This window comes from Terrimonas alba, from assembly GCF_042434975.1.
Taxonomy (GTDB): domain Bacteria; phylum Bacteroidota; class Bacteroidia; order Chitinophagales; family Chitinophagaceae; genus Terrimonas_B; species Terrimonas_B alba.
In genome coordinates this window covers 545,228-568,011 of sequence record NZ_JBHMQM010000001.1, presented here as the reverse complement: position 1 = coordinate 568,011, position 22,784 = coordinate 545,228, and the positions used below count along the sequence as shown (strand labels likewise).

Genomic DNA, 22,784 nt, shown 5'->3' with positions numbered 1-22,784 from the left:
ATGCTCAACACCCTTACAAGTTTGTCTTTTCTCTATACGTTGGTCATAGTGATACTGCTGGTATATGGTTTTACCTACTATCGTGAATTTGAAAAGGGTGGCAGGCAAAGCAGGAGATTCCCCTGGATCTTTATCACCATCAGTATGGCATGTGTTGCTTTTCTCTGGATCAACTTTCATGCACCATTGCGATTGAAGACGTTTAGTAACCTGGATCATCATTTCCTGCAACATGATGGTTTTTCAGTAACGAAAAAAATAGAACTGGGAAAAGGTGATACTGTGAATTATGAGAATAATTCGACAAACAGTTTTGTGTTTTGGAAGCAATCCGGATCAGTAGTTGTCAATTCGGCTTATTCCGAAGATCCGCTGTATGCAAATGCCGGGGACAGGTACAGGATACTGTCTGTTAATTATCCAGCGGTAGGACATATGGTTTCTTTTGTTACAGGTAAGGCATCTGTTTCAATCAGGGTCAAAGATGAAAACCAGTTTGAATTGAAGATCGACGAGGAAGTGTTCAATAAACAGATGGACATAAAGAAAGGAATTTCTGTATGGAATCTTTTCAAAGACGATGATGCATTTATCAGTTCAGACCACCTCGATAATGAGAAATTGCTTGCGGCCTTCAAAAATATCTTTTTGTTAAGAGATGATGTATCCCGAAAGGGAGGAAGGGACTTGAAATTCTTTTTGTCGGGTAGGCTTTTTACTGAAGTCAGTGCTGTAAAATATGAAGGCAGAAACTTAGTTCGAAAAGACCAGGCCTTTTCTGTCAGCCTGCCTGATAAAGCTAATGTAGCCTGGGGGATTGGTTTTTTGGATAACAACCGAAACCAATATAAAATAGTCTATGGAGCGAATGACAGCTTTTCTTTACTCAGCCGTTATCCCATCGCTTATCCGTTGACAGAAGAAAACAGGACTGGCTGGTCACCGCATGTGGTCAGTAAATTTTTGATGGCGGATGCAAATGATATGCACCAATTGCCCGCGGTGTTTAAAGAGGGCTTTATGTTTTCAGCAGAGGAGAAGCCTGCAAGTTTTGCCCCGGTATTGCTTACGTATTATAAGAATCCCGGAAATGATCCGTTGGATTTGAAGATTAGTATATTGAATCAGCCGTTGAAAGCTATTCCGCAAAAAGCCGGCAATTTTTTTCTTCCTGCCAGGGCCGGAGGGTTTGATTGGAAGTTTTCAATAAAGGATACTTTTCAATGGGAGTTTGCCGGTTTTGAGTTATCGTTTTTGCAATGGCAGTCCATCTTATTCGGCAGTCTCGGTCTTTTTATTTTGCTGGTTTTTTGCACTGCTCTTGTCAAGCCTGCGGCAAAACAAGAATGGTTATGGCAATTACTTTCCTGTATTGTGGTAGTAATGGTGACGACCCGATTCTTTCTTTATTGGCGGTATAAAAGTTTTCCTCCGTTTGAAGGAATGGACCTGCCATCTCAACAGCAGTTGTTAAGTGTTTCGAATTTCGCCATTATTGTTTTCGCCATAATATTGTTGGGAGTCATTTTTGGATTTGGCTTCTTACGTTATTGTTACTATTCATTAAAAGGACTGCCAGCAAAGCGATTCGGGGATAATTCAACGGACTACAGCCTGGCCTGGTTGCAGCGAATGAAAGTTCCAATGGTCGGTTCAAATGGTTTAAAAGAATTCATGATCCTATGGTTCGTTGTGTTGATAGCCTGCGGAGCTATTGCCGGCATTAATCATTTTGATCCGGGTGTGAGCCGGCACCTTGCAATTGGGTTGATGATCGCTTATTTTCTCTTTCTATTTATCTCTTATCGCCGGTCCCCGTTGGTGGTAGCTACAGGAGAAAGCTGGTGGCGAATTGGCACGGACAATAAATTTCAACTGCTGATCAATAATCCCGTCAAGATCATTTTATCAATAAGCCTCTTAGCGTTATTTCTGTTTATTGATATTGGATTTGCGATTGTATTCTTAAATTTTTTACTATTCAATGAAGCGTTTTTATGTATCAATTATGGCGTTTCGGGTTTGTCTGCAGGAAATAAAAAAAATGCGGGTCTTTTTGGAATAATAGGCATTGTTTACCTGCTCTTGTTTGTATTCAATCTTCTCTTTGCTCCGTTTGTATTCCGGTTTCTGCTCAACATGCCACAGGCTATGTATATAGCCGGTTATTTATTATTTGCATTCGCTATCGCCTGGCTTGTATTGCGAATATCACCGGCCCTTGAACAAAAAAAGAAAATGATCATTGGATTAGGGACAGTTGTTTCCCTTTTTCTTATTGCATTTTTCTTTTTTCCCAAAGAAAAAATTTTGAAAAAGGCGGCTATGACGAAGTACCGCATTGATGTGCTGACGTCGCCGGTGAATGAGGCAATTGTTGGAGCCTATGAGGAAGGTGCCACTTACGAACCGGTGATCAGGGCGGCTCAAAACCAGTGGTTCATTAATACTTTCATTTATGAGGGCAACAACCCGGACGTTCAAAATACCGGCTTTCATTTGCTACCACATGCACCGCAAAATAAAGGCGCAAAATATAATGCACAGGCGACAGATTTAGTGACGAGCCGATTTTTGATTGCCGAACATGGAAAATCAGTGGTGCTTTTATATGTGGCTTTATTGTTGTTACCCTTCGTAATACTGATTTCATTTTACAAACTATATCCTGACTTCACCAGTCGTGTCAATCATCAGTATCCTAATGTTGTCACAGGCTTTTCTGTTTTCAATTATTTACTGATCGCCGCTTTGCTGGTGATTCTTGCTGCGACAGGCCGGTATATTTTCTTTGGACAGGACCTTCCGTTTGGAAGTATTCTAAGCAAGCAATCGATTTTATTTCCGGGTTTGCTTATTCTCATAACCTTGTTGTTGTTTAAACAAATTCCGGTTGAACGTTATGCCAATCGCCGGAAACTCGTTCCGGTACCAGTCGTATTCATCTTATTGGTGGGCCTTCTTTTTGTATTCAAACCCCGGTTTAATAAGAATAAAGAGTTTGCAGTGGCTGATTTGGCAAAAGAAATGGATGACTACGTCCAGGTCAGACTGCAACCCGTATTCAATTATTTTGATTCGGCTGCAAAAACAAGGCGACTGCCTGTTTTCAAAAAAGATAGACTGTTTTGCGATTCACTTCGCAGGATGGCAGAAAACGGGATGTTGGATGATGCCAACAAGTTTTTTGCACGGGAGATTAACTTGTATACGAGGAACGGTTTTCAGCAACATTTAGATCAGCGGCATATGTTATTCCTCGATTTAAACAGTGGACATCCACAGATGGCCGTTAATGAAAACTATTTTAGAGTGGAGCCGCCGCCACACCTGCAGCAGTTTTGGACAGGAAACGTATATGGTGATACAACCATTTACAATGTTTCATTGTGGAATGCAGCTGATGGGTCAGTTGTTTCAAAAAGTTTGAGTAACTATACCAGTGAGCCGGTGCAAATGCTTTCTAAGAATCTGCGACTGTCATTTGCATCTTCACAGGGTGATAATTTTTTCCATGATTTATACCTCATCAACAGGTCGGGCATGCCTCTCCAGCTAAAAGACGAGACAGCTGAATGGTTACTGGAAACCAACGACAGCATAAAATTGACTAATCCATACAGAGCCATCATTACTGATACTTCGGTAAATGCCGGGCAGGTATTAACGGTCGAGCCAGATGCATTCATGAAAAATTATTATGTGAATGGAAGCCGCTATTACGTGTACCCGATGAAAGAACAGTTTATTTGGGCGAGAAATTTTGCGGAAGCTGTTTCGGCCGATTATGCGGCCAATAAAGCGAAGCAACATGCCTTTGTTTCGCTTGATTTTGGAATCATGAATTCTTTGTCCGCCAAAATTCAATCGATGATGGCTGGCGACACCGCGTATAAGAAAGGAGCTGAATACGGAGTTTGTATTGCCGATGGCGATGGAAGAATTATTGCACTGTCAGATTTTATCAGTCAATCACAGCGTCCTGATCCGAATGATAAGCCTGCTTTCAATAAACTGATCAGGGGACAAAACGGATTTGTATCACAATCCTTGTTAAGGAAACAAATTGGCAATATCAACCTGCTTCGCATGAATCCTGGCCCGGGCTCTACCTTTAAGCCGATCGTTTTTTCTGCCATTGCTTCGCAGCTTAACTGGGACTGGGATTCGTTTGGTGCGGAAGGGTTTTTGGAAAAGCAAAATTATTATGGCGGCGAAAAAGTCCCTGAATACGATTTTGAAAAGGACAATGGCCGGATAACAAGAGTAGCGGATTATTTAAAATATTCTGATAATTATTATCATTCCAATGTATTGCTATTGGGTTCATATCCCAAACAGGACCCCTCAAAGATTCTTGCCAATTATTTCGTGGAAAGTAAACCCGGTGCCGGCTTGCATTGGCCTTATTTTACTTATACCGGTAAACAGTATTGGCTGAATGGGTTTCAAAACTGGCCGGGTTATAAGAATGGCAAAGCTGATTTTGGCCTTGACAGTTCATTTACTACAGTCGGACTTTTAAATAACTATGGCATTTACACACATAGCGTCAATAAAAGTTTTGATATGTTCTCATCCGGCTATGATTCATTACTGTTTTTAAAAGCAGGAAAGAAATCCGGATTTATTTTACCAGAATATTCATTATTTGATCAGCATGGCTCTACCGTCAATCATAGGGTACCATATGATTTATTTACCAGTTGCTTTCGGGGACACGTAAAAGGGAGTAGCCAGGTAATGGTGGCGCCGGTTAAAATGCTGGATGCCTTTGGAAAAATGATCAGTCAAAACCGGAACTATTCGTTGACTTTAAATCCGCATCCGGCACCTGTGGACTTTAAGGCTTTTGATGTTGATAATAGCATTTCTTATAACCATTATCTTTCAATTATGCGTGACAATGTGTTTGAGGGAATGAAGGAAGCCCTATTTACAGGTACAGCAGCAAGACTTGGTGGTATGTTGAAAAATGGCGAACCTTATTTTTATTATGCAAAAACCGGTACTACCGGCGATGATGAATTAAAAACCAAATCCAAATTGCTGATCGTTGTTATTTCGGCAAAGGATATCACCGACCCCAACTTTAATTTTCGGAATAATAAGTTTTATGCGATCTATTTTACCTCTCAAAACGGACCGGCCAGGCAAAATGAAGAGTTCCAGGCAGAGGTTATCCGGTATGTTCAACAATCGCCGGCTTTTAACCGATACATGGCCGCCTCAGCAAAATAAAGGCAGCTGTAACTTCAGCCGCCCCCGCTACTATCAGTTTATATTTTAATAACAGGCACTAATAGTTCTCTTCCATAAATCCCGAATGAATGTTATCGGGGATGTACTCATTATGTCTATCCCAAGGCCGTCGGGTTGTATCTAATTTATTGTATTGATCCCTGGCATGTGATTTCAGTGAATTCATTTCAAGGAAAAAATCGGCATCCATTTCTTCCGGGGTTTTAAGGTAGTTGTTAACTGTATTTTGGAGGTACAGGTCTGTTTTAGTTTTATTATAATTGAAGGAGTTGTGTTGAAGAACTGCAATCGTTCTTAATTCGGAAAGAGAAAAAGCAGTCTCCCTGCTTAAAGTTTCGGCTTGTTTCATGTTGGCAAGTTTATAATAACGCTTAGAAATTCATGCCGGATTTTTATTGCCTGTTGAGAAAGATTGACAATCATTTATTTCAATAGAATGAATTGAAAAAAGGCTTGCAGGGGGCTTAAAGGGATATCTTAACTGCCAGGCAGGTGGTCATTATTTTCCCCATTCCCATAATCCCCATTTGATGGCATCGGGTAGCTTTTCGCCGGATTGTTTTAAGGTTAACACCATATTGCTACAGCGGTGAGATTCATGTGAAATAAGATAGCTGAGGAACGGAATAACGCCTTTTTAAAAAAAATCCCTTCAGCTGGCTGAAGGGATTTTATCAATGGTTTATAAGGGATAATTATTGTTTTGCCGGATCTCCTGCTACTACTTCACCGGTGATATGTACGGTCTTCGGTTGCTCGATGCCTGCCAGTTTAATGTAAACGTCTTTATTGAAAACGGCTACGGCAGCAGCATTATATTGAACTTTTATTTTGCCGGTGGCGCCCGGAGCGATAGGCTTTTCAGGTTTTTCGGGAACTGTGCAACCACAACTTGCAGAAGCATTTTCTACAACAACAGGTTTATCACTAATGTTTTTGAACTCAAAAAAATACGTAACCGGCACGCCTTGCTTGATCTTTCCAAAGTCATGTTTTTCGCTGGTAAACTTCACAACATCATCAGCTTTCATTTGTGTTTGTGCCATTACAGCTACGCTGAATACAAGTGCAGACGCAAAAAGGAAAATCTTCTTCATCGTGGTATAATTTTAAAGTGTTTGGTTTTTTAAAAATTGAACAGAGGCATTTGCGGGAGCAGATCCTTCAGGAGCTTTCCAAACAGTGCCTTTTATTTTTAATACTTTAGTTTGATTGCTGTTGTAAGTGATGGTGATAGTTTTTTCAAAGTACCCTTCGGCTGCTGCATTGTAACCCACCTTAATATTGGATGTACTGCCAGGTGCAATTGCATCATGGCTCCATTCTGGTGTAGTGCAACCGCAACTGGCTTGCACATTATCCAGTTTCAGCGGTTGGTTGCCTGAATTCACTATTTCAAAACTATAATAAACGGGTTTGCCCTGGGGTATTTTGGCAAAATCATGTTCTGTTTGTTTGAGCTTTAAGGGGTCTTCTGTGGTGGAAGTGCCTTGTGCGCCGGCAAAAAAGAAGGCGGCCAACAGGGCAAGGAGGGTAGATATTTTTTTCATAATTAGGTTTTTATGAAGCTCCAAATTTACACCAAAGATGGAGGATTGCAAACATTGGTTGCAGGGCTTTTAGGCAATTTTTAGAAAATTTACAACTGGTCGTAATCTCCTATTTTTGCCTCATGGATAATGCGACTACATTAACGATCCCCGTTGATATAAAATTATCTTTCGATAAATTTCGGGAAGAAGTACTTAGCGATTACCGTATTGCCTGCATCAGTCGGGAAGCCAGCCTGTTAGCCCGTAAAGAAGTGCTTACCGGCAAAGCCAAGTTTGGCATTTTTGGCGATGGCAAAGAGATCGCACAGGTGGCAATGGCCAAATTTTTTCAGCCCGGCGATTTCCGCAGTGGTTATTATCGTGATCAGACTTTTCATTTTGCCATAGGCCAGTCTACCGTTGAGCAATTTTTCTCGCAATTATACGCTGATCCGGATATCAAGAATGATCCCAATAATGCCGGGCGGCAAATGGTGTCCCATTTTTGTACCCCGCTTACTGATGAGAACGGCGAATGGGTTGACCTGGTTAACCGCCATAACATAGCCAGCGACATGGCGCCGACTGCTGCTCAAATGCCGCGTTCACTCGGCCTGGCATTAGCGTCAAAGCTGTTCAGGAATGTAGAACAACTAAAAAAAATGAAGCACCTTTCTGATAACGGAAACGAGGTTTGCTTCTGCACGATTGGTGATGCCTCAACTTCAGAGGGTCATTTTTGGGAAACCGTCAATGCAGCCGGCGTTTTGCAGGTGCCGCTGGTGATTTTTGTTTGGGATGATGGCTATGGAATTTCGGTTCCCAAAAAAATGCAAACCACAAAAGGATCGATATCAGAAGCCCTGGCCGGCTTACAAAAGGAGGATGATACCAATGGTATTCATATCTATAAAGTAAAAGGATGGGATTATGCCGGCATGTGCGAAGTATTTGATGAAGGTATCCGGACTGCAAGAGAGACACATGTTCCGGTACTTTTTCATGTTGAAGAAATCACACAGCCACAGGGCCATTCTACATCCGGTAGTCACGAACGCTACAAATCACAGGAAAGGCTGGCGTGGGAACGTGAATGGGATGGGTTGAAAAAAATGAAGGAGTGGATCATTGAAAATGCTTTGGGTGATGAAGAAACCGTATCGCAAATAGAACGGCAGGCGAAACAAGATGTGAAACAGAGCCGCGATCTCGCCTGGCAAAAATACCAGGCGCCTATCAAGCTGCAGGTAAGTAAAGCCTCAGATCTGTTAAACAGTCTGGCCGAAAATATTCCTGACCAGGCACAGGCTATTAAAAGGGTGGCATCAAACCTTACAACGAACCGTGAACCGCTGCGGAGGGATGTCATGAAAGCTTTGTATGATGCTATTGACATAGCTGGTAATAACGACAAAGTATTTTGGACAAAAGATTACTATAACGACTTACTCAAGGAAAATAAAGAGTTTTATAATTCTCATTTATACAATGAAGGTGTAAAGAGTGCCTTAAAGGTACAAGAGGTCAAAGCCCGGTACGAAAGCGACGCCAGGTCGATAAATGGATACGAGGTGTTAAACAAATATTTTGATCAGCTTTTTGCCAACAATGAGAAAGTGGTTGCATTTGGTGAAGACCTTGGACAGATAGGCGATGTAAACCAGGGTTTCAGTGGTCTGCAGGCAAAACATGGCGCCGACAGAATTTTTGATACGGGCATTCGTGAATTAACGATTATGGGGCAGGGCATTGGTTTGGCTTTACGGGGACTGCGACCAATTGCCGAAATACAATACCTGGATTATTTGTTGTATGGGTTGCAGCCATTAAGCGACGATGTAGCCAGTTTGCATTACAGAACCTATGGCCAGCAAAGCTGTCCTATTATTGTAAGAACCCGTGGTCACCGGTTAGAGGGCATCTGGCATAGCGGTTCTCCCATGGGGATGATGATCAATTCCCTCCGGGGCATGTATGTCTGTGTGCCCAGGAACATGGTACAGGCAGCTGGTATGTATAACACGTTGCTGCAAAGCAATGATCCAGCCATCATGGTGGAATGCCTGAATGGCTACAGGCTGAAGGAAAAACTACCGGCTAATTTGTTAGAAATGACAGTGCCACTTGGTATTCCCGAAGTGATAAAAGAGGGTAATGATATTACGATTGTTTCATACGGTTCCACCTTGCGGATTATACAGGAAGCCGTCACTTCCCTGGAAAAGAAAGCCATCAGTTGTGAGGTCATCGACGTGCAGACCTTACTTCCTTTTGATATTAATCATAGCATTCTCGAATCGCTGAAAAAGACAAGCCGCATTGTATTTATCGACGAGGACGTACCGGGTGGTGCAGCCGCTTATATGCTTAATAAGGTAATGGAAGAACAGGGCGGCTATAAATATCTCGACATTGCCCCAAGAACCATTACCGGCAAGGCGCATCGTCCCGCCTACGGAAGCGATGGCGATTATTTCAGCAAGCCCAATGCAGAAGAAATTGAAGCAGTCATTAAAGAAATGATGGCTGAATAACGACAGGCAATTGACAATAGGCAATAAGCAATAGGTAAAGCTTAAACGATTAGGAGCATTACAATCATGGCTGCCGTGAATGTTAAAGAAACAAGGGTTTATAGGTTGGCATTTGAGTTGGCTATGGAGATATATGAAATTTCAAAAGATTTTCCCAAAGCGGAAACCTATTCTCTCACTGATCAAATTCGAAGATCATCCAGCAGTGTTTGTATTTGTCTGCTTGAAGCTTATCGTAAAAAGCGATACCCGGCTCATTTTGTCTCGAAAGTTACTGATAGTGATATGGAAAATTCTGAGACTTCGGGGTGGCTTGACTTCGCATTTGCCTGTAAGTATATTGTTGAAATAAAACATGCGGAACTGCTTACTAAAAATGCGGAAGTGGGTCGTTTGTTGAATCACATGATTAATAATCCTGATAAATATTGAATGGTGATTGCATTTTGCCCATTGTCTATTGCCAATTGCAAGTCTATTTTAAATCATGCCAACCAATTTTCTTTATATCATTGACATACTGGGTACGTTCGCTTTTGCTGTTGCCGGCGCTTTTTCAGCCATGGAAAAAAGATTAGATCCTTTCGGTGTGCTGGTTCTTTCTTTTGTTACAGCGATCGGTGGCGGTACGTTACGGGACATCCTGATTGGCAACCTGCCGGTAGGTTGGCTTCGAAATGAAACGGCTACTATAGTCATCTTTGCATCGTCTGTTGCGGCTATGTTTTTTAGCCGTTATCTAAAACAATTCACTACTACTTTATTTTTGTTCGACGCATTAGGGCTTGGCTTGTTCACTATTATTGGTTTGGAAATGGCTTTTGAAAAGGAATTTAGCATGGGTATCTGTATTGCTATCGGCACCATTACTGCTTGTTTCGGTGGGGTTACCCGTGATGTTTTTCTTAACAATGTTCCCTTACTTTTTCGAAAAGAGATTTATGCCATGGCCTGTATTGCGGGCGGACTGCTATACTTTTTATTAAAATATTTAAACGTTGATGGTGACCTGGCCAGGATCATCTGTATCATTGCTATTTTTACCATTCGTGTGCTGGCATTCAGATTTAAACTTTCATTGCCGGCATTTTATATTGAAAAAAATAAATCATGAAATTGAAAATATTCCAGGTAGATGCATTTGCCGATAAATTATTTGGTGGTAATCCTGCCGCTGTTGTTCCTTTAAAAAAATGGCTGTCCGATGACATGATGCAACAACTGGCCATGGAAAATAACCTGGCTGAAACAGTTTTTTTTGCGCCCTCTGATAGCAAAGACGCGGATTATGATATCCGTTGGTTCACACCGGCCATAGAGATCAATCTTTGTGGCCATGCTACGCTGGCATCTGCATTTGTGTTGTTTAATATTTTAAAGGAAAAGAAGAAGTCTGTTACATTCAATTCCAAAAGCGGCTTGCTGACTGTGAAAAAGAAAAAAGATGTGTTGCTGATGGATTTTCCGAGTTGGAAGCCTGAGATGATCACCGACTATCCTTCGGATTTAAAAGAAGCCCTCGGCGTAAATGAAATAGTAGCCGTGTATAAACACCGGGATATACTGGTGGAGTTGAACAGGGAAGAAGATGTACAAAACGCCAATCCTGATTTTACTGCCTTAAAGAAAATGGGGCTGAAAGTGATTATTACTGCTCCGGGCAAAAAGGTCGATTTTGTGTCGAGATTTTTTGCACCTGTTGCAGGTATAGATGAAGACCCGGTGACAGGCTCTGCACATTCTCAGCTTATTCCTTTTTGGAGTGAAAAGACTGGCAAAAAAATTATGCAGGCCAGACAGTTGTCCCAGCGGGGTGGCGATATTTATTGCGAGCAACATGGTGATCGGGTGATCATGGGTGGGCAGTGCGTATTTTATATGCAGGGGGAATTTATTGTTCCCACATCGAAAAAAAGCAAAACCAAGTAGCTCATCAGTTGTCAATCAGACAAACGTACTTTGGTAACCTCCGATAGACAAAGTGGACGCACCCGTTCCTTCCTTTTTTGCTGTGCAGATAAATTCCGTCATCGTGGCTTAAACTAAAAACCGTTGCCTGACTTCAGCATCAGGCACCATACACCTTTCTTTTTTTCCAAACCATTTGTAGCGGTTTTTTGCTATCCATTTATAAATGGGCTGGCGGATAAATTTGGGGATAATGATTAAGCCATATAAAATTTTTGCAGGCCATCTCAAATATTTTGCAATGTGAATGGCTGCATCTGAATAGGTGTACACAATATTGTTTTCAATAAAGATGACACTGTCAATTTCAGCCGGTATTTTATACTTTTCTTTTAACTGGCTTCCTGCTTCTGACTGCAGCGGGGCAAATTTCAGGATCGCTTTTTTATCATGACGGATAGCAAAATTTACCATTGCATTGCAGTAATTACACACTCCGTCAAAGAGAACAATATTTGTTGCCAAATCCTCCATAAAAAAAGACCAACTTATTGTTGGTCTTGGTTAAGCTTTATCCCATATTATGAAATACTTTTTGCACGTCATCATCCTGCTCTAATCGTTCGATCAGTTTGCTGACATCTTCTGCCTGCGTATCTGAAACAGGAACTGTTGTGGATGGTATCCACTCCAGTTCAGCACTAATAGGAGTGATGCCTTTGTCTTCCAATGCTTTTTGCATATTGCCAAAATCCGTAAAGCCTACACGGATCACCAATACTTCTTCGCCATTTTCGCCGGTTCCTTCTCCCAGCTCCTCCAGTCCATAATCGATCAACTCCAGTTCCAGGTCCTCTGCGTTCAGTCCTTCCGGTTTTAGCTTGAATACACCCATTTTTTTAAACTGGAAAGCCACACTGCCACTATTACCCAAAGCTCCACCGCCTTTGTTGAAATGAGATTTCACATTCGCCACTGTTCTCACATGGTTGTCGGTAGCCGTTTCTACCAATATAGCAACTCCGTGGGGGCCATAGCCTTCGTACAATATCTCTTCATAGTTCTCCATTTCCTTGCCCGATGCTCTCTTAATGGCAGCTTCCACCCGGTCCTTCGGCATGTTCACGGCCTTTGCATTCTGAAAACAGCGGCGCAGGGCGGGATTGGTGGCAGGATCAGGTCCACCGGCTTTTACGGCGATCACAATTTCTTTACCGATGCGGGTAAACTGCTTGGCCATCCTGTCCCAGCGGGCAAACATGGTAGACTTACGAACTTCAAAAATCCTTCCCATTATATAGTTAATTAGTTGATAAGTTGACTGGTTGAAAAGGGAAGCAAAATTAAGGCAATACTGGTAAACGAAAAATCTTAGAAAAAGAAAAGCGACACTTCTGAAAAATGTCGCTTTTGTTAAAAAGAATTATCTCAAATTAACTTGCAGGTTCCTTTCTTCCCAACTTCCTTCCAAATACAACTAAATGAATAGCAGCAAATGCAATTGAAATATAAAGTAAGGTTTTGTTAGTATCAAAACCCACTACATATTGATGCAATAGACCTGCAATAGCGAGCAGCACGCAAAGGCCCAAACCTGTAAAACGTGCTATCCTCATTCCTTTTCTGCTGGTAGTACCGTTGCCCAGATGGCTATGTTTAGCGCCATATACCAGGTAAATATCGAGACCTATCAGCATCCAGAGAAGCAGGCGGATCCATGTATCCATCGGCAGAAATACCATCATGAATAAACAGGTACCGATACCAAGGATGGGGACTAACGGAACCATCGGAGTTCTAAAGGCTCTCGGCAAGTCAGGCATTCTTTTGCGCATTACCCAAACCCCGATACATACAAGAATGAAAGCAAACAATGTTCCGATGCTGGTCATTTCGCCGACAACCCTGGCTGGAACAAATGCTGCAAAAATGCTTACAAAAAGCATAAATAGTAAATTGCTTTTGGCGGGTGTTTGAAATTTAGGATTTACACTCGAAAAAATTCTTGGTATCAGGCCATCCTTACTCATGCTGAAGAATACACGGCTTTGTCCCATTAACATCACCAGTATCACAGACGAATAACCGGCAAGAATGGCTACCACAATTGCGCGGTTCAACCATGGATAGTCCGGCTGTATTACACCAGCGGCACCCGGTGTGCCCATGTGCTCAATAGCAACGGCAACAGGAGCAATACCATCTTTACCTGCAAACGTAGTATAACTGGTAACACCCGTCATAACGTGGGCAAAGAGTATATATAATATTGTACAAATAGCCAGTGAGCCTAAAATTCCTATTGGCATATCACGTTTTGGGTTTTTTGCTTCCTGCGCTGCTGTGCTTACGGCATCAAATCCGATGTAAGCAAAGAATACTATGGCCGCAGCCCGAATAATACCGCTAAAACCAAAATCACCAAACTTGCCGGTATTATCAGGAATGTAGGGTGTGTAATTATCGTTGTTGATATATTTCCAACCTAAGAAAATAAATACTAATACTACGGATACCTTAAGCGCAACGATGATCGCATTTACAAAAGCGCTTTCTTTAGTTCCTTTTATTAACAGTAAGCTCATCAATACAATAATAAATACCGCGGGCAGGTTAATAACGCCTCCATCCCACGGGCCTACTGTTAATTCAACCGGAAGATATACATCAAATCCCTCAAGAAACTTAACAAGGTAACGGCTCCAGCTTATACCAACAGTTGCGGCGCCCACTGCGTATTCAAGAACAAGATCCCAGCCAATGATCCAGGCAACAAATTCTCCCATGGTGGCATAAGAATACGTGTATGCACTACCTGCAACAGGGATCATGGATGCAAATTCTGCATAGCACAATCCGGCAAAAAGACATCCAAGTGCAGCTACTACAAAAGAGATAGTGATGGCCGGCCCTGCATGATTAGCAGCCGCCATGCCTGTGATCGAAAACAAACCGGCTCCGATAATAGCGCCGATACCTAATGCAACTAATCCTCCGGCTCCAAGCGTTCTTTTTAATGTATGAGTACCTGTTTCCTTTGCTTCATTTAGCAGGGCATTCATGGGTTTCCTGACAAATAAACTCATAAGTAGATTGATTGATGTTTAGTGTGTTCTGATGTGATTGTTTAAAATAGGCGGAAAAATAATGATTTCTGCCAAAAATGAACAAAAAGATTTATTGGCGGTTAACGCTAAACTCACCAGTTGAAATTGTCCATATTTGAAAGTAAACCTTTAGTTTTGACGCTTTACTATAGCACACTATATGAATAAACGCCAGGCCGGATTACTCTCACTTATTCTATTTACCGTAGTAGCTATTTTTCATTTTTTGCATTGGGAAAATTTGGTCACCTTCTCAGGCAGTTTACTTTTCGGTTTGCGATGGTTATTGGTGGCAAGTCTTGTTTTATTTGCCATTTATAAAAAATCTCTCACCACCTGGATATTAGTAGCGATGGCGGTAGGTGTGGAGATAGGGTTAGACTTTCCCGCCTTTTCGCAAAACCTTTCCTTTTTAAGTAAGATATTTCTTCGGCTGGTCAAGACAATTGTTGCTCCATTATTATTCGCAACATTGGTGGTCGGCATCGCCAGCCATTCCAACCTGAAGCAGGTAGGAAGAATGGGATGGAAATCGCTCTTGTATTTTGAAGTAGTAACTACCATTGCGTTAATCATTGGTCTCATTTTTATTAATCTCACAAAAGCCGGGACCGGTATCGTTGTACCGGAGAATCTTTTGAAGGAACTGCCCGAAGCAAAAGTCAAAGGCTGGCAGGATCACATTATTGATATATTCCCCGAGAATATCATTAAGTCCATCTATGAAGGCAATGTACTGCCTATAGTCGTTTTTAGTGTGATCTTCGGTATTGCTCTGGCCTTATTAAGTGAACACAAGAAAAAGCCAATGCTTGATTTTACAGAAAGCCTGGCGGAAACTATGTTCAGGTTTACAAATATCATCATGTACTTTGCCCCGTTCGGCGTGGGGGCAGCCATTGCCGTAACGGTCGGTCACCTGGGCATTGATATTCTAAAGAATCTGGCTTTATTACTCTTTACTTTATATCTCGCCTTGTTTGCTTTTATACTATTGGTGTTGTTGCCAATTGCTATTTGGGTGGCAAAAGTGCCGGTCAAAAAATTTGTGCAGGCGATAAGAGAACCTGTATCGATTGCCTTTGCAACCACCAGTTCCGATTCTGCTTTGCCAAAGGCCCTGGAAAATATGGAGAAGTTTGGGGTGCCAAGAAAGATCGTATCATTTGTAATACCTACCGGTTATACATTTAACCTCGATGGGACTACGTTATATCTTTCACTGGCCTCAGTGTTTGTGGCGCAGGCAGCGGGCATGCATCTTTCTTTTGGTGAGCAATTGCTGATCGGTTTATCGCTGATGTTGACGAGTAAAGGAGTTGCAGCAGTACCACGGGCATCGCTGGTGATTTTGATCGCCACGGCCAGTACGTTTAATTTCCCTTTGTGGCCCATCATGGCAATTTATGGTATTGACGAGTTGATGGACATGGCCCGTACGTCCGTAAACGTGATTGGAAATACACTGGCAAGTTGTGTGATCGCAAGATGGGAGGGAGAGTTTGATGAAAAGAAAGCATTGGCTTTTAATGAAAAGCAAGCTGATGCCATAATTGGATAATTAAAAGAATAAAATTTATGACCGAGATGTTGGATATCTACTTATTGTCGGGAGGGTTTATAGATACGTTTATCACGTGGATAATTGAGAACGGCGGATTTTACGTTCTCCTGCTGGTTGTATTTGCAGAAACCGGTTTATTCATTGGCTTTTTCTTTCCAGGCGATTCATTATTGTTTGCTGCCGGTGTGTATATGAATAAACTTGCCAATAAGCTTTTCAATATGAACATTCCTGATCATGCATCGGTGCCGGTTTATCAATGGATGACCATCATAATATTGGTAATGCTTGCTTCTGTATTGGGAAATGTGGCTGGCTACTGGTTTGGTAAAAAAGCAGGGCCTTTACTTTTTGAAAGAAAAGACACCTGGCTTTTCAAAAGAAAACATTTGATAAGAGCCAAAGAGTTTTATGATAGATACGGCAAAGCAACCATCTTTCTTGCAAAGTTCCTCCCGATCATCCGCACATTTGCGCCCATTGTTGCCGGTATTGTAAGAATGAACCCCGCTCATTTTATTTTCTATAATATTATCGGCAGCGTTGCCTGGGTTTCGTCTATGATGCTGGGCGGATATTTTCTGAACAGTTGGGTGCAGAGGGAATTCGGTTTCAGCCTGCAGGATTATATCGAGCCTATTACGATCGTTATTATCCTGGTAACCACATTGCCTGTATTGTATAAATTGTTTTTTGCCAAAAAACCGGTTGTTCCCACACCTACCGATACGAATGTAAATTCCTAACGAATTATGCAGCCAGCCAAATCCAAATCCATTTTCAACATCGCTGTGATTGTTGCCGCCCTGGGTTATTTTGTAGATATCTATGACCTGTTATTGTTTGGAATTATTCGAATTCCCAGTCTTAGATCATTAGGCCTTTCCGAACAACAAATACTAACTGACGGTGAAGCAATACTGCAATGGCAGATGTGGGGACTTTTGCTGGGTGGCATCATCGCCGGTGTGATTGGTGACAGGAAGGGAAGGCTAAGTGTATTATTTGGTTCTATCATATTATACTCATTAGCTAATATCGCTAATGGATTTGTTGAAACAGTTGATCAATACAAGTGGATTCGTTTTATCGCAGGCCTCGGGCTTGCTGGTGAATTGGGCGCTGGTATTACGTTGGTCTCTGAGCTGACAGCCAAAGAAAAAAGAGGTATTGCTACTTCTCTTGTTGCAGGCATTGGTCTTACCGGCGCCGTAGTGGCCTTTATAATGAAAGAAAATTTTCATTGGCGCACTTGTTACTTTATCGGAGGTGGTTTGGGAATGCTCTTACTGATTCTTCGCATCTCGGTTTTTGAATCGGGTATGTTCCATGACGTAAAAAAAATGGATGTGCAACGAGGAAACTTCTTCATGCTTTTTAATAATGCCGAAAGGTTTAAAAAGTATCTCTGCAGCATTTTAATAGGACTACCAACATGGTTTGTGATCGGTGTATTGGTAACATTTTCCAGTGAATTTGGTAAACGCTTTGGCATAAAAGAGTCCATTGATCCGGGCAAGGCGATCATGTATGCGTATGCAGCTATCTCAGTAGGTGATATTCTAATTGGCTTTGTAAGCCAGTGGTTCAAAAGCAGAAAGAAAGCATTGTTCCTCTTTTATGGAATCACTGCTTTATTTATGGTGCTGTTTTTTACCATACAATGGAATGGCTCTGCGGAAAAAATGTATTGGATATCAGCCGGACTTGGCTTTGGTACGGGCTTTTGGGCCATCTTTGTTACCATGGGGGCCGAACAGTTTGGCACCAACCTCCGGGCTACTGCCGCCACTACTATTCCGAACATGGTAAGAGGCATGTTGGCTATTTTGATCCTTCCTTTATTCAAATGGTTGCGTGAAATGGAGGGAGTCGGCTATGTAAATGGAGGCATTTATTCTGCAATAATTCTGATGGCAATAACAATTGTCGCAGCTTTATTAACCAAAGAGACCTTCAATAAAGATTTGAATTTTGTAGAAAGGTAAATTTTAAAATGCCAGGCTTTAAAAAGCCGAAAATTATTCGATGATTAAGCTCCTATGAAGGATATTATTTTCTAATAATCCTTATCATCCATCAAATCGTGGCTCTGATTTTTTCAATAATTTTTTCTTCTGCCAATTGCTGCATGCATGCATGATCTCCCCTGTAACAAGGTTTGTTTCCAAATACGGAACAGGGCCGGCAATACAGGTCAATTTGTATTGCATTATCTGCTGGTTGATTCCATCCATAAAAACCGGCAAAAGGATGAGTGGCTCCCCATACAGATACTACCGGCACACCAAATAACGACGCTAAATGCATATTAGCAGAATCCATGCTTACCAAGGCATCCATGTTGCTGATGATGGCTAGCTCTTCCTTAAAAGAAAATTTACCGGCAAGATTAATGCTACCGGGGAATTCTTTTTCTAAATCAGCGAGTATTTCTGTTTCTGCCTTACCACCACCCAGGAAAAAAAGCTGCAGATTATTTTGAGAGGATAAATTTTTTAATACTGTTTTCATTTTTTCCAGCGGATACATTTTTTCCTTATGTTTTGCAAAAGGAGCAATGCAGATATTTTTTTTTGTTGCTGACAATAGCTGAACAGCAGCGGGGGGGAGATTTTGTTTTGGAAAAACCTGTTGTGGATTTAAGGTGAGAGACAAGCCTAATTGAGTGAAAACATCGGCATAACGTTGAAAAGATGTTTTTAGCTGAACCAGTTTTTTGTTTTTCTTTCGGGTGAGCAGTTTTTTTTCCTGGCGTCCCTTGTCAATGGTAGCCGTTTTAATTCCGGATGCCCGGAAGAAAAAACTGATCAGTTTTGAACGCAATACATTGTGGAGATCGGCTACCGCATCAAAATGATATCGTTTTTTTAGTTCTTTAAACAACGTGAAAAGCCCACCTAATCCTTTGTGTCGCCCTTTTGTTTCTGCTACATAAATGTTGGTTCTTTCCAGCGGTTCAAAAAGAGGAGCAAACAAATTTTGAGTCAATACGGTGATTTGCAGATCGGGATTTTGCTGTAACAACTGTTGTAAAACAGGGACGGTCATCGCAACATCACCCATCGCAGACAAGCGAATAACAAGTATGTGCTTAAGCTTCATTGGCTTGCTGCTGGTATAGAACCGGGTTTAAAGAAGGATCATTGTACATTTTCATTTGCTTATACACTTTCATGTATTTTTTGCCTTCGGCAATATCCTTCAGCAGTTCGTCAATGGCCTGTGAGAGGTCCTTGCGCTGTTCGAGTAGGATGGAAAGTTTAAGCTGGCAACTGGCAATGTGTTCAACAGAGGCCTCCTTTCGTTCTGCCTCTGCTTTCATGTGGTATATTTTTAATGCAAGTATTGACAGCCTGTCGATAGCCCAGGCTGGACTCTCCGTGTTGATGGATGCATCCTTTAAAGGAGTGACGTTTTTATATTGTCCGAGGAAATAACTGTCGATATATTCTACCACATCCGTTCTTTCCTGGTTCGATGTGTCAATTCTGCGTTTAATTTTTAAAGCTTCCACCGGGTCGATAGCCGGATTACGTATAATATCTTCCAAATGCCATTGAACTGTGTCAATCCAGTTCTTTAAGTAAAGAAGATGTTCAATCTTGTCTTTTGGATACGGGTTGCTGACAGGTGTGTCGACATCATCTTTTTCATGGTAGCGGATAATACTTTCTTCAAAAATTGAATTGCATAATGAACTGATCATAACCAGGGTGTCAAAAATTTAAAAAGCCCGCCTACCGGCGGGCAGGTTCAAGAAGTTTCAAAGTTACACCGGTTGGATGAACTTCGTAAACCTTTTGAACTTTTATACTGTGCTTACTAAAAAGCTTTAGAATAATGCCGTAATCTTTTGCCACCAGGGCTTTTCTTTTTTGGGAAAAAACAAAGGGTAGGCCGTATAGGCTTGTATTTCCTGTAGTATTTCCATTTCCAGCAGTGATTTTTCCTCTGCTGTCAATTCTCTTTCCTCAGAGGTGCAGGACAGCCAGGTTTGTATTTGCCTTGCTTCGGCTGGCAAAGATTGGCCGTTAAGATATCTTTGAAGTTTACGTTGTAGAATTTCCGATTTCATGGTAAATTTTTTTTGGATAAGATAAAAGGTTATAAAAGGTTGTTGAGTGAAAATTTATTGGTTAGTGAGTGTAACATCCATTTAAATGTTGCTGCGGCATGGAAATTCGCCGTTCCGATTTGTCCCGTTTGCTGGCGTAATAATTCTGAAGGTTTGTTGATAAAAGCGAATTCTCTTCTTGCCGGTTTCCGGGCTTCTTGTAAAGCTTCTATACTGAACTCTTTTGAAAAACGTTTATCATACGCCGGCGAATCACTGGTATTCGTCAATTTTTCTGAAAGACATTTTACAACTGATTTTCTCACTTCTTTGTATAAGTAAGTGGAGATAGAAAAAGATTCTGGTAATGAATGACGCTGTTCCCAGATAGCAACAAATAATGTGCGAACGATGATCCTTGCGTCTTCCGGTGATTGTAATTTTTTGAGGCAATACATGTAAAGTCCAAACCAGTAATGACGATACAATTCTTCAAAGGCAGCTGTGTCGTTGAGAATGAGGCGGTCGATCAGGTGTTGATCGGCGGAAGGAATCCTGCTCATAAAGGGTACATTTAAAAGTTAGACAATGCAGGACATTGGAAATACTTTTTTCGGAGGAGATTGAAAAATAAAACGAAGCGTTTCTCGCAGGAATGGAAATTAAAATGTGGTGGCTCTCGCAGGATAGATCCCGTAACCGGGATGAAAAAATTGAAATGAATTGAGTGCTAAACTAAACAACGTAATCTATTAGTGCAAGTATTTGATAAGCTAATTTATTAACATGGTAAGTTTACGAACTTCTTTTAAAATGCCTGTAAATAAGCTAATTGCACAAAAGTGCGGATGTGAATAACCTGCAGCTAATGGTAAATAATTAGTTAACCAAACAATTATAAAAAAAGTGGAACGGTCATCAGATATATTCACTTAACTCGAGCCACCGCATTTCTTTTTCATCCAATAGTTGTGTAACCTCACCTATTCGTACGGAAAGCCTTTGCAGTTCTTCAAAAGAAGTGCTGCCATTATTCAACTTTTCTGTGATTGATTTTTTTTCATCGGCCAGGTCAGCAATCTCTTTTTCCAATACTTCGAACTCACGTTTTTCTTTAAAGGAAAGTTTTCTTTTGTTACCAGTTACCGGTTTCATGTTACCGGTTTCCAGTTCTGTCTCATTTTTTACAGGTAGCAGGGAACTGGCAACAGGCAACTCTTCTTTGTCTTTCAGCCAATCACGGTATTGCGAATAATTGCCGGGGTAATCAGTTATTACGCCGTTGCCTTCAAATACAAACAGGTGATCAACCAGCCGGTCCATAAAATAACGGTCGTGGCTCACGATGATCAGGCAACCAGGAAATTCACTTAAGAAATTTTCTAATACTCCGAGTGTTGGCAGATCCAGGTCATTGGTCGGTTCATCCAATACAAGAAAATTTGGATTGCTGAAAAGAATTGAAAGCAGGTGTAATCTTCTTTTTTCACCACCGCTTAGTTTGCTGATATAAGTGTATTGCTTGTCCGGGTCAAACAAAAAAAGTTGAAGAAACTGGGCTGCACTCAACGAGCCGCCGCTGGCCAGGGGAAAGTGTTCCGCTATGTTTTTTACAAATTCGATGACCCGTAAGTCTTCTTTTACTATTAATCCCTGCTGCGCAAAGTTGCCAAAGATGACAGTGTCACCGGTGTTCACTTTTCCACTATCCGGTTTTTCAATTCCTTGCAGGATGTTGATAAAGGTTGATTTACCGACCCCATTTTTCCCTACAATACCAATGCGATCGCCTTTTTTGAATGTATAATCAAAACCTTTTAAAATAATTTTCCCGCCAAAGCTTTTATATACTTTTTTTAATTCAATAATCTTACCTCCAAGGCGGTTCATTTTCATCTGCAATTCCACCTGCTGGTCTTCTATTCTCTTTTTTGCTTTTTTCTCTACTTCATAAAAATTATCCTGCCTGCTTTTGCTTTTGGTTGTTCTTGCTTTGGGTTGCTTACGCATCCATTCCAGTTCTTTCCGATAAGTATTTCTTGCTTTATCGATGCTGGCAATTTCACTCTCAATGCGGGCAGTTTTCTTTTCCAGGTAATTTTCATAATCACCCTTATAAACATATAAGTTACTGCCATCCATTTCCCATATCTCATCACAGACGGCATCCAGGAAATACCGGTCGTGGGTTACCATCAACAGTGTTACATTTTCTTTGTTCAGGTAATTTTCCAGCCACTCTACCATTTCTACATCCAGGTGGTTGGTAGGCTCATCCATTATCAGCAACACATGTTTATGTTCAAATCCGATATCGATCAATGTTTTTGCCAGTGCCACTCTCTTACGCTGGCCACCACTTAATAAATTAACCGGCTGGCTCAGGTGATGAATATTTAGTTTACCTAATACCTGTTTCACTTTTGTATCAAAATCCCAGGCGCCCAGGTCATCCATCTTCTGAATGGCAGCATTTAATAGTTCAGGGTCACTGTTTTCGTCCAGCGATTCAAATTGCCGGATAGCATTGATGACAGGATGGTTGTGAAAAAAAATATTGTCGAGTATTGATTTAGATTCATCAAATACCGGCTCCTGTTCAAAGAGTGCTACATCCACATCTTTATTGATCCAAACGGTGCCACTATCAGCTATTTCTTTGCCGGACAAAATTTTTAGAAGGGTAGATTTTCCTGAACCATTCCTGGCCACTAAGGAGATCTTGTCACCTTCTTCTATATGAAAAGAGATGTTTTCAAAAAGAGGTTGGATGCCATAACTCTTGTTCAGATTTTCTACAGAAACATAATGCATGCGGCA

The 22,784-nt window shown here is 41.3% G+C and carries 19 protein-coding genes; 8 read left to right on the top strand and 11 right to left on the bottom strand.

Features of this window, described 5'->3' with window-relative positions:
* Complete coding sequence (locus ACFEL9_RS02380) at positions 1 to 5,241, top strand: hypothetical protein (RefSeq protein ID WP_385885801.1); 5,241 nt, start codon at positions 1 to 3, stop codon at positions 5,239 to 5,241.
* Positions 5,242 to 5,299: 58 nt separating this feature from the next.
* Here the strand turns inward: ACFEL9_RS02380 and ACFEL9_RS02375 are convergent, their stop codons facing one another.
* The 3 genes from ACFEL9_RS02375 to ACFEL9_RS02365 form a co-directional block, all read right to left on the bottom strand.
* Positions 5,300 to 5,611 (bottom strand): hypothetical protein, encoded by a 312-nt coding sequence (locus ACFEL9_RS02375; protein WP_385885799.1) that lies wholly within the window; start codon positions 5,609 to 5,611, stop codon positions 5,300 to 5,302.
* Positions 5,612 to 5,957: 346 nt separating this feature from the next.
* Entirely contained in the window at positions 5,958 to 6,359 is a 402-nt protein-coding gene (locus ACFEL9_RS02370) for a DUF1573 domain-containing protein (protein ID WP_385885797.1), read from the bottom strand.
* A gap of 12 nt (positions 6,360 to 6,371) precedes the next feature.
* On the bottom strand, positions 6,372 to 6,812 hold the full coding sequence (locus tag ACFEL9_RS02365; RefSeq protein WP_385885796.1) for a DUF1573 domain-containing protein: 441 nt from the start codon (positions 6,810 to 6,812) through the stop codon (positions 6,372 to 6,374).
* Between the two features lie 122 nt (positions 6,813 to 6,934).
* Here ACFEL9_RS02365 and ACFEL9_RS02360 point away from each other — a divergent pair, with 122 nt between their 5' ends.
* The 4 genes from ACFEL9_RS02360 to ACFEL9_RS02345 all read left to right on the top strand — a co-directional run bounded on the left by ACFEL9_RS02360 (position 6,935) and on the right by ACFEL9_RS02345 (position 11,257).
* Positions 6,935 to 9,328: an alpha-ketoacid dehydrogenase subunit alpha/beta gene (locus tag ACFEL9_RS02360; protein WP_385885794.1), complete on the top strand. Its 2,394-nt coding sequence runs from the start codon at positions 6,935 to 6,937 to the stop codon at positions 9,326 to 9,328.
* 66 nt (positions 9,329 to 9,394) lie between these two features.
* Positions 9,395 to 9,760 carry a four helix bundle protein gene (locus ACFEL9_RS02355; RefSeq protein WP_385885792.1) on the top strand — a complete coding sequence of 122 codons (366 nt, stop codon included), beginning with the start codon at positions 9,395 to 9,397 and terminating at the stop codon, positions 9,758 to 9,760.
* Positions 9,761 to 9,815: 55 nt separating this feature from the next.
* Positions 9,816 to 10,442: a trimeric intracellular cation channel family protein gene (locus ACFEL9_RS02350; RefSeq protein WP_385885790.1), complete on the top strand. Its 627-nt coding sequence runs from the start codon at positions 9,816 to 9,818 to the stop codon at positions 10,440 to 10,442.
* Positions 10,439 to 11,257, top strand: coding sequence for a PhzF family protein (locus ACFEL9_RS02345; RefSeq protein WP_385885789.1), 819 nt, complete (start codon positions 10,439 to 10,441; stop codon positions 11,255 to 11,257). Before ACFEL9_RS02350 ends, ACFEL9_RS02345 begins: the two co-directional genes overlap by 4 nt.
* A gap of 108 nt (positions 11,258 to 11,365) precedes the next feature.
* Here ACFEL9_RS02345 and ACFEL9_RS02340 read toward each other — a convergent pair whose 3' ends face one another.
* The 3 genes from ACFEL9_RS02340 to ACFEL9_RS02330 all read right to left on the bottom strand — a co-directional run bounded on the left by ACFEL9_RS02340 (position 11,366) and on the right by ACFEL9_RS02330 (position 14,322).
* Entirely contained in the window at positions 11,366 to 11,770 is a 405-nt protein-coding gene (locus tag ACFEL9_RS02340; RefSeq protein WP_385885787.1) for a thiol-disulfide oxidoreductase DCC family protein, read from the bottom strand.
* A 37-nt stretch (positions 11,771 to 11,807) separates the two neighbouring features.
* Entirely contained in the window at positions 11,808 to 12,530 is a 723-nt protein-coding gene (locus tag ACFEL9_RS02335; RefSeq protein ID WP_385885785.1) for a YebC/PmpR family DNA-binding transcriptional regulator, read from the bottom strand.
* Positions 12,531 to 12,669: 139 nt separating this feature from the next.
* Complete coding sequence (locus tag ACFEL9_RS02330; RefSeq protein ID WP_385885783.1) at positions 12,670 to 14,322, bottom strand: amino acid permease; 1,653 nt, start codon at positions 14,320 to 14,322, stop codon at positions 12,670 to 12,672.
* 181 nt (positions 14,323 to 14,503) lie between these two features.
* Here ACFEL9_RS02330 and ACFEL9_RS02325 point away from each other — a divergent pair, with 181 nt between their 5' ends.
* From ACFEL9_RS02325 to ACFEL9_RS02315, 3 genes are read left to right on the top strand one after another with little or no spacing between them, the layout of a single operon-like run.
* Positions 14,504 to 15,904, top strand: a complete 1,401-nt coding sequence (locus ACFEL9_RS02325; RefSeq protein ID WP_385885781.1) for a dicarboxylate/amino acid:cation symporter — start codon at positions 14,504 to 14,506, stop codon at positions 15,902 to 15,904.
* A 17-nt stretch (positions 15,905 to 15,921) separates the two neighbouring features.
* Positions 15,922 to 16,653, top strand: coding sequence for a DedA family protein (locus ACFEL9_RS02320; protein ID WP_385885780.1), 732 nt, complete (start codon positions 15,922 to 15,924; stop codon positions 16,651 to 16,653).
* A gap of 6 nt (positions 16,654 to 16,659) precedes the next feature.
* Positions 16,660 to 17,895 carry an MFS transporter gene (locus ACFEL9_RS02315; protein WP_385885778.1) on the top strand — a complete coding sequence of 412 codons (1,236 nt, stop codon included), beginning with the start codon at positions 16,660 to 16,662 and terminating at the stop codon, positions 17,893 to 17,895.
* Between the two features lie 91 nt (positions 17,896 to 17,986).
* Here ACFEL9_RS02315 and ACFEL9_RS02310 read toward each other — a convergent pair whose 3' ends face one another.
* The 5 genes from ACFEL9_RS02310 to ACFEL9_RS02290 form a co-directional block, all read right to left on the bottom strand.
* Entirely contained in the window at positions 17,987 to 19,012 is a 1,026-nt protein-coding gene (locus tag ACFEL9_RS02310) for a glycosyltransferase family 9 protein (protein WP_385885776.1), read from the bottom strand.
* Positions 19,002 to 19,616, bottom strand: a complete 615-nt coding sequence (locus ACFEL9_RS02305; RefSeq protein ID WP_385885774.1) for a DUF4254 domain-containing protein — start codon at positions 19,614 to 19,616, stop codon at positions 19,002 to 19,004. Before ACFEL9_RS02305 ends, ACFEL9_RS02310 begins: the two co-directional genes overlap by 11 nt.
* 126 nt (positions 19,617 to 19,742) lie before the next feature.
* Positions 19,743 to 19,985, bottom strand: coding sequence for a hypothetical protein (locus ACFEL9_RS02300; protein WP_276500576.1), 243 nt, complete (start codon positions 19,983 to 19,985; stop codon positions 19,743 to 19,745).
* A 29-nt stretch (positions 19,986 to 20,014) separates the two neighbouring features.
* On the bottom strand, positions 20,015 to 20,527 hold the full coding sequence (locus ACFEL9_RS02295; RefSeq protein WP_385885772.1) for an RNA polymerase sigma factor: 513 nt from the start codon (positions 20,525 to 20,527) through the stop codon (positions 20,015 to 20,017).
* A 355-nt stretch (positions 20,528 to 20,882) separates the two neighbouring features.
* Positions 20,883 to 22,778, bottom strand: coding sequence for an ABC-F family ATP-binding cassette domain-containing protein (locus ACFEL9_RS02290; RefSeq protein WP_385885770.1), 1,896 nt, complete (start codon positions 22,776 to 22,778; stop codon positions 20,883 to 20,885).
* Positions 22,779 to 22,784 lie beyond the last annotated feature (6 nt).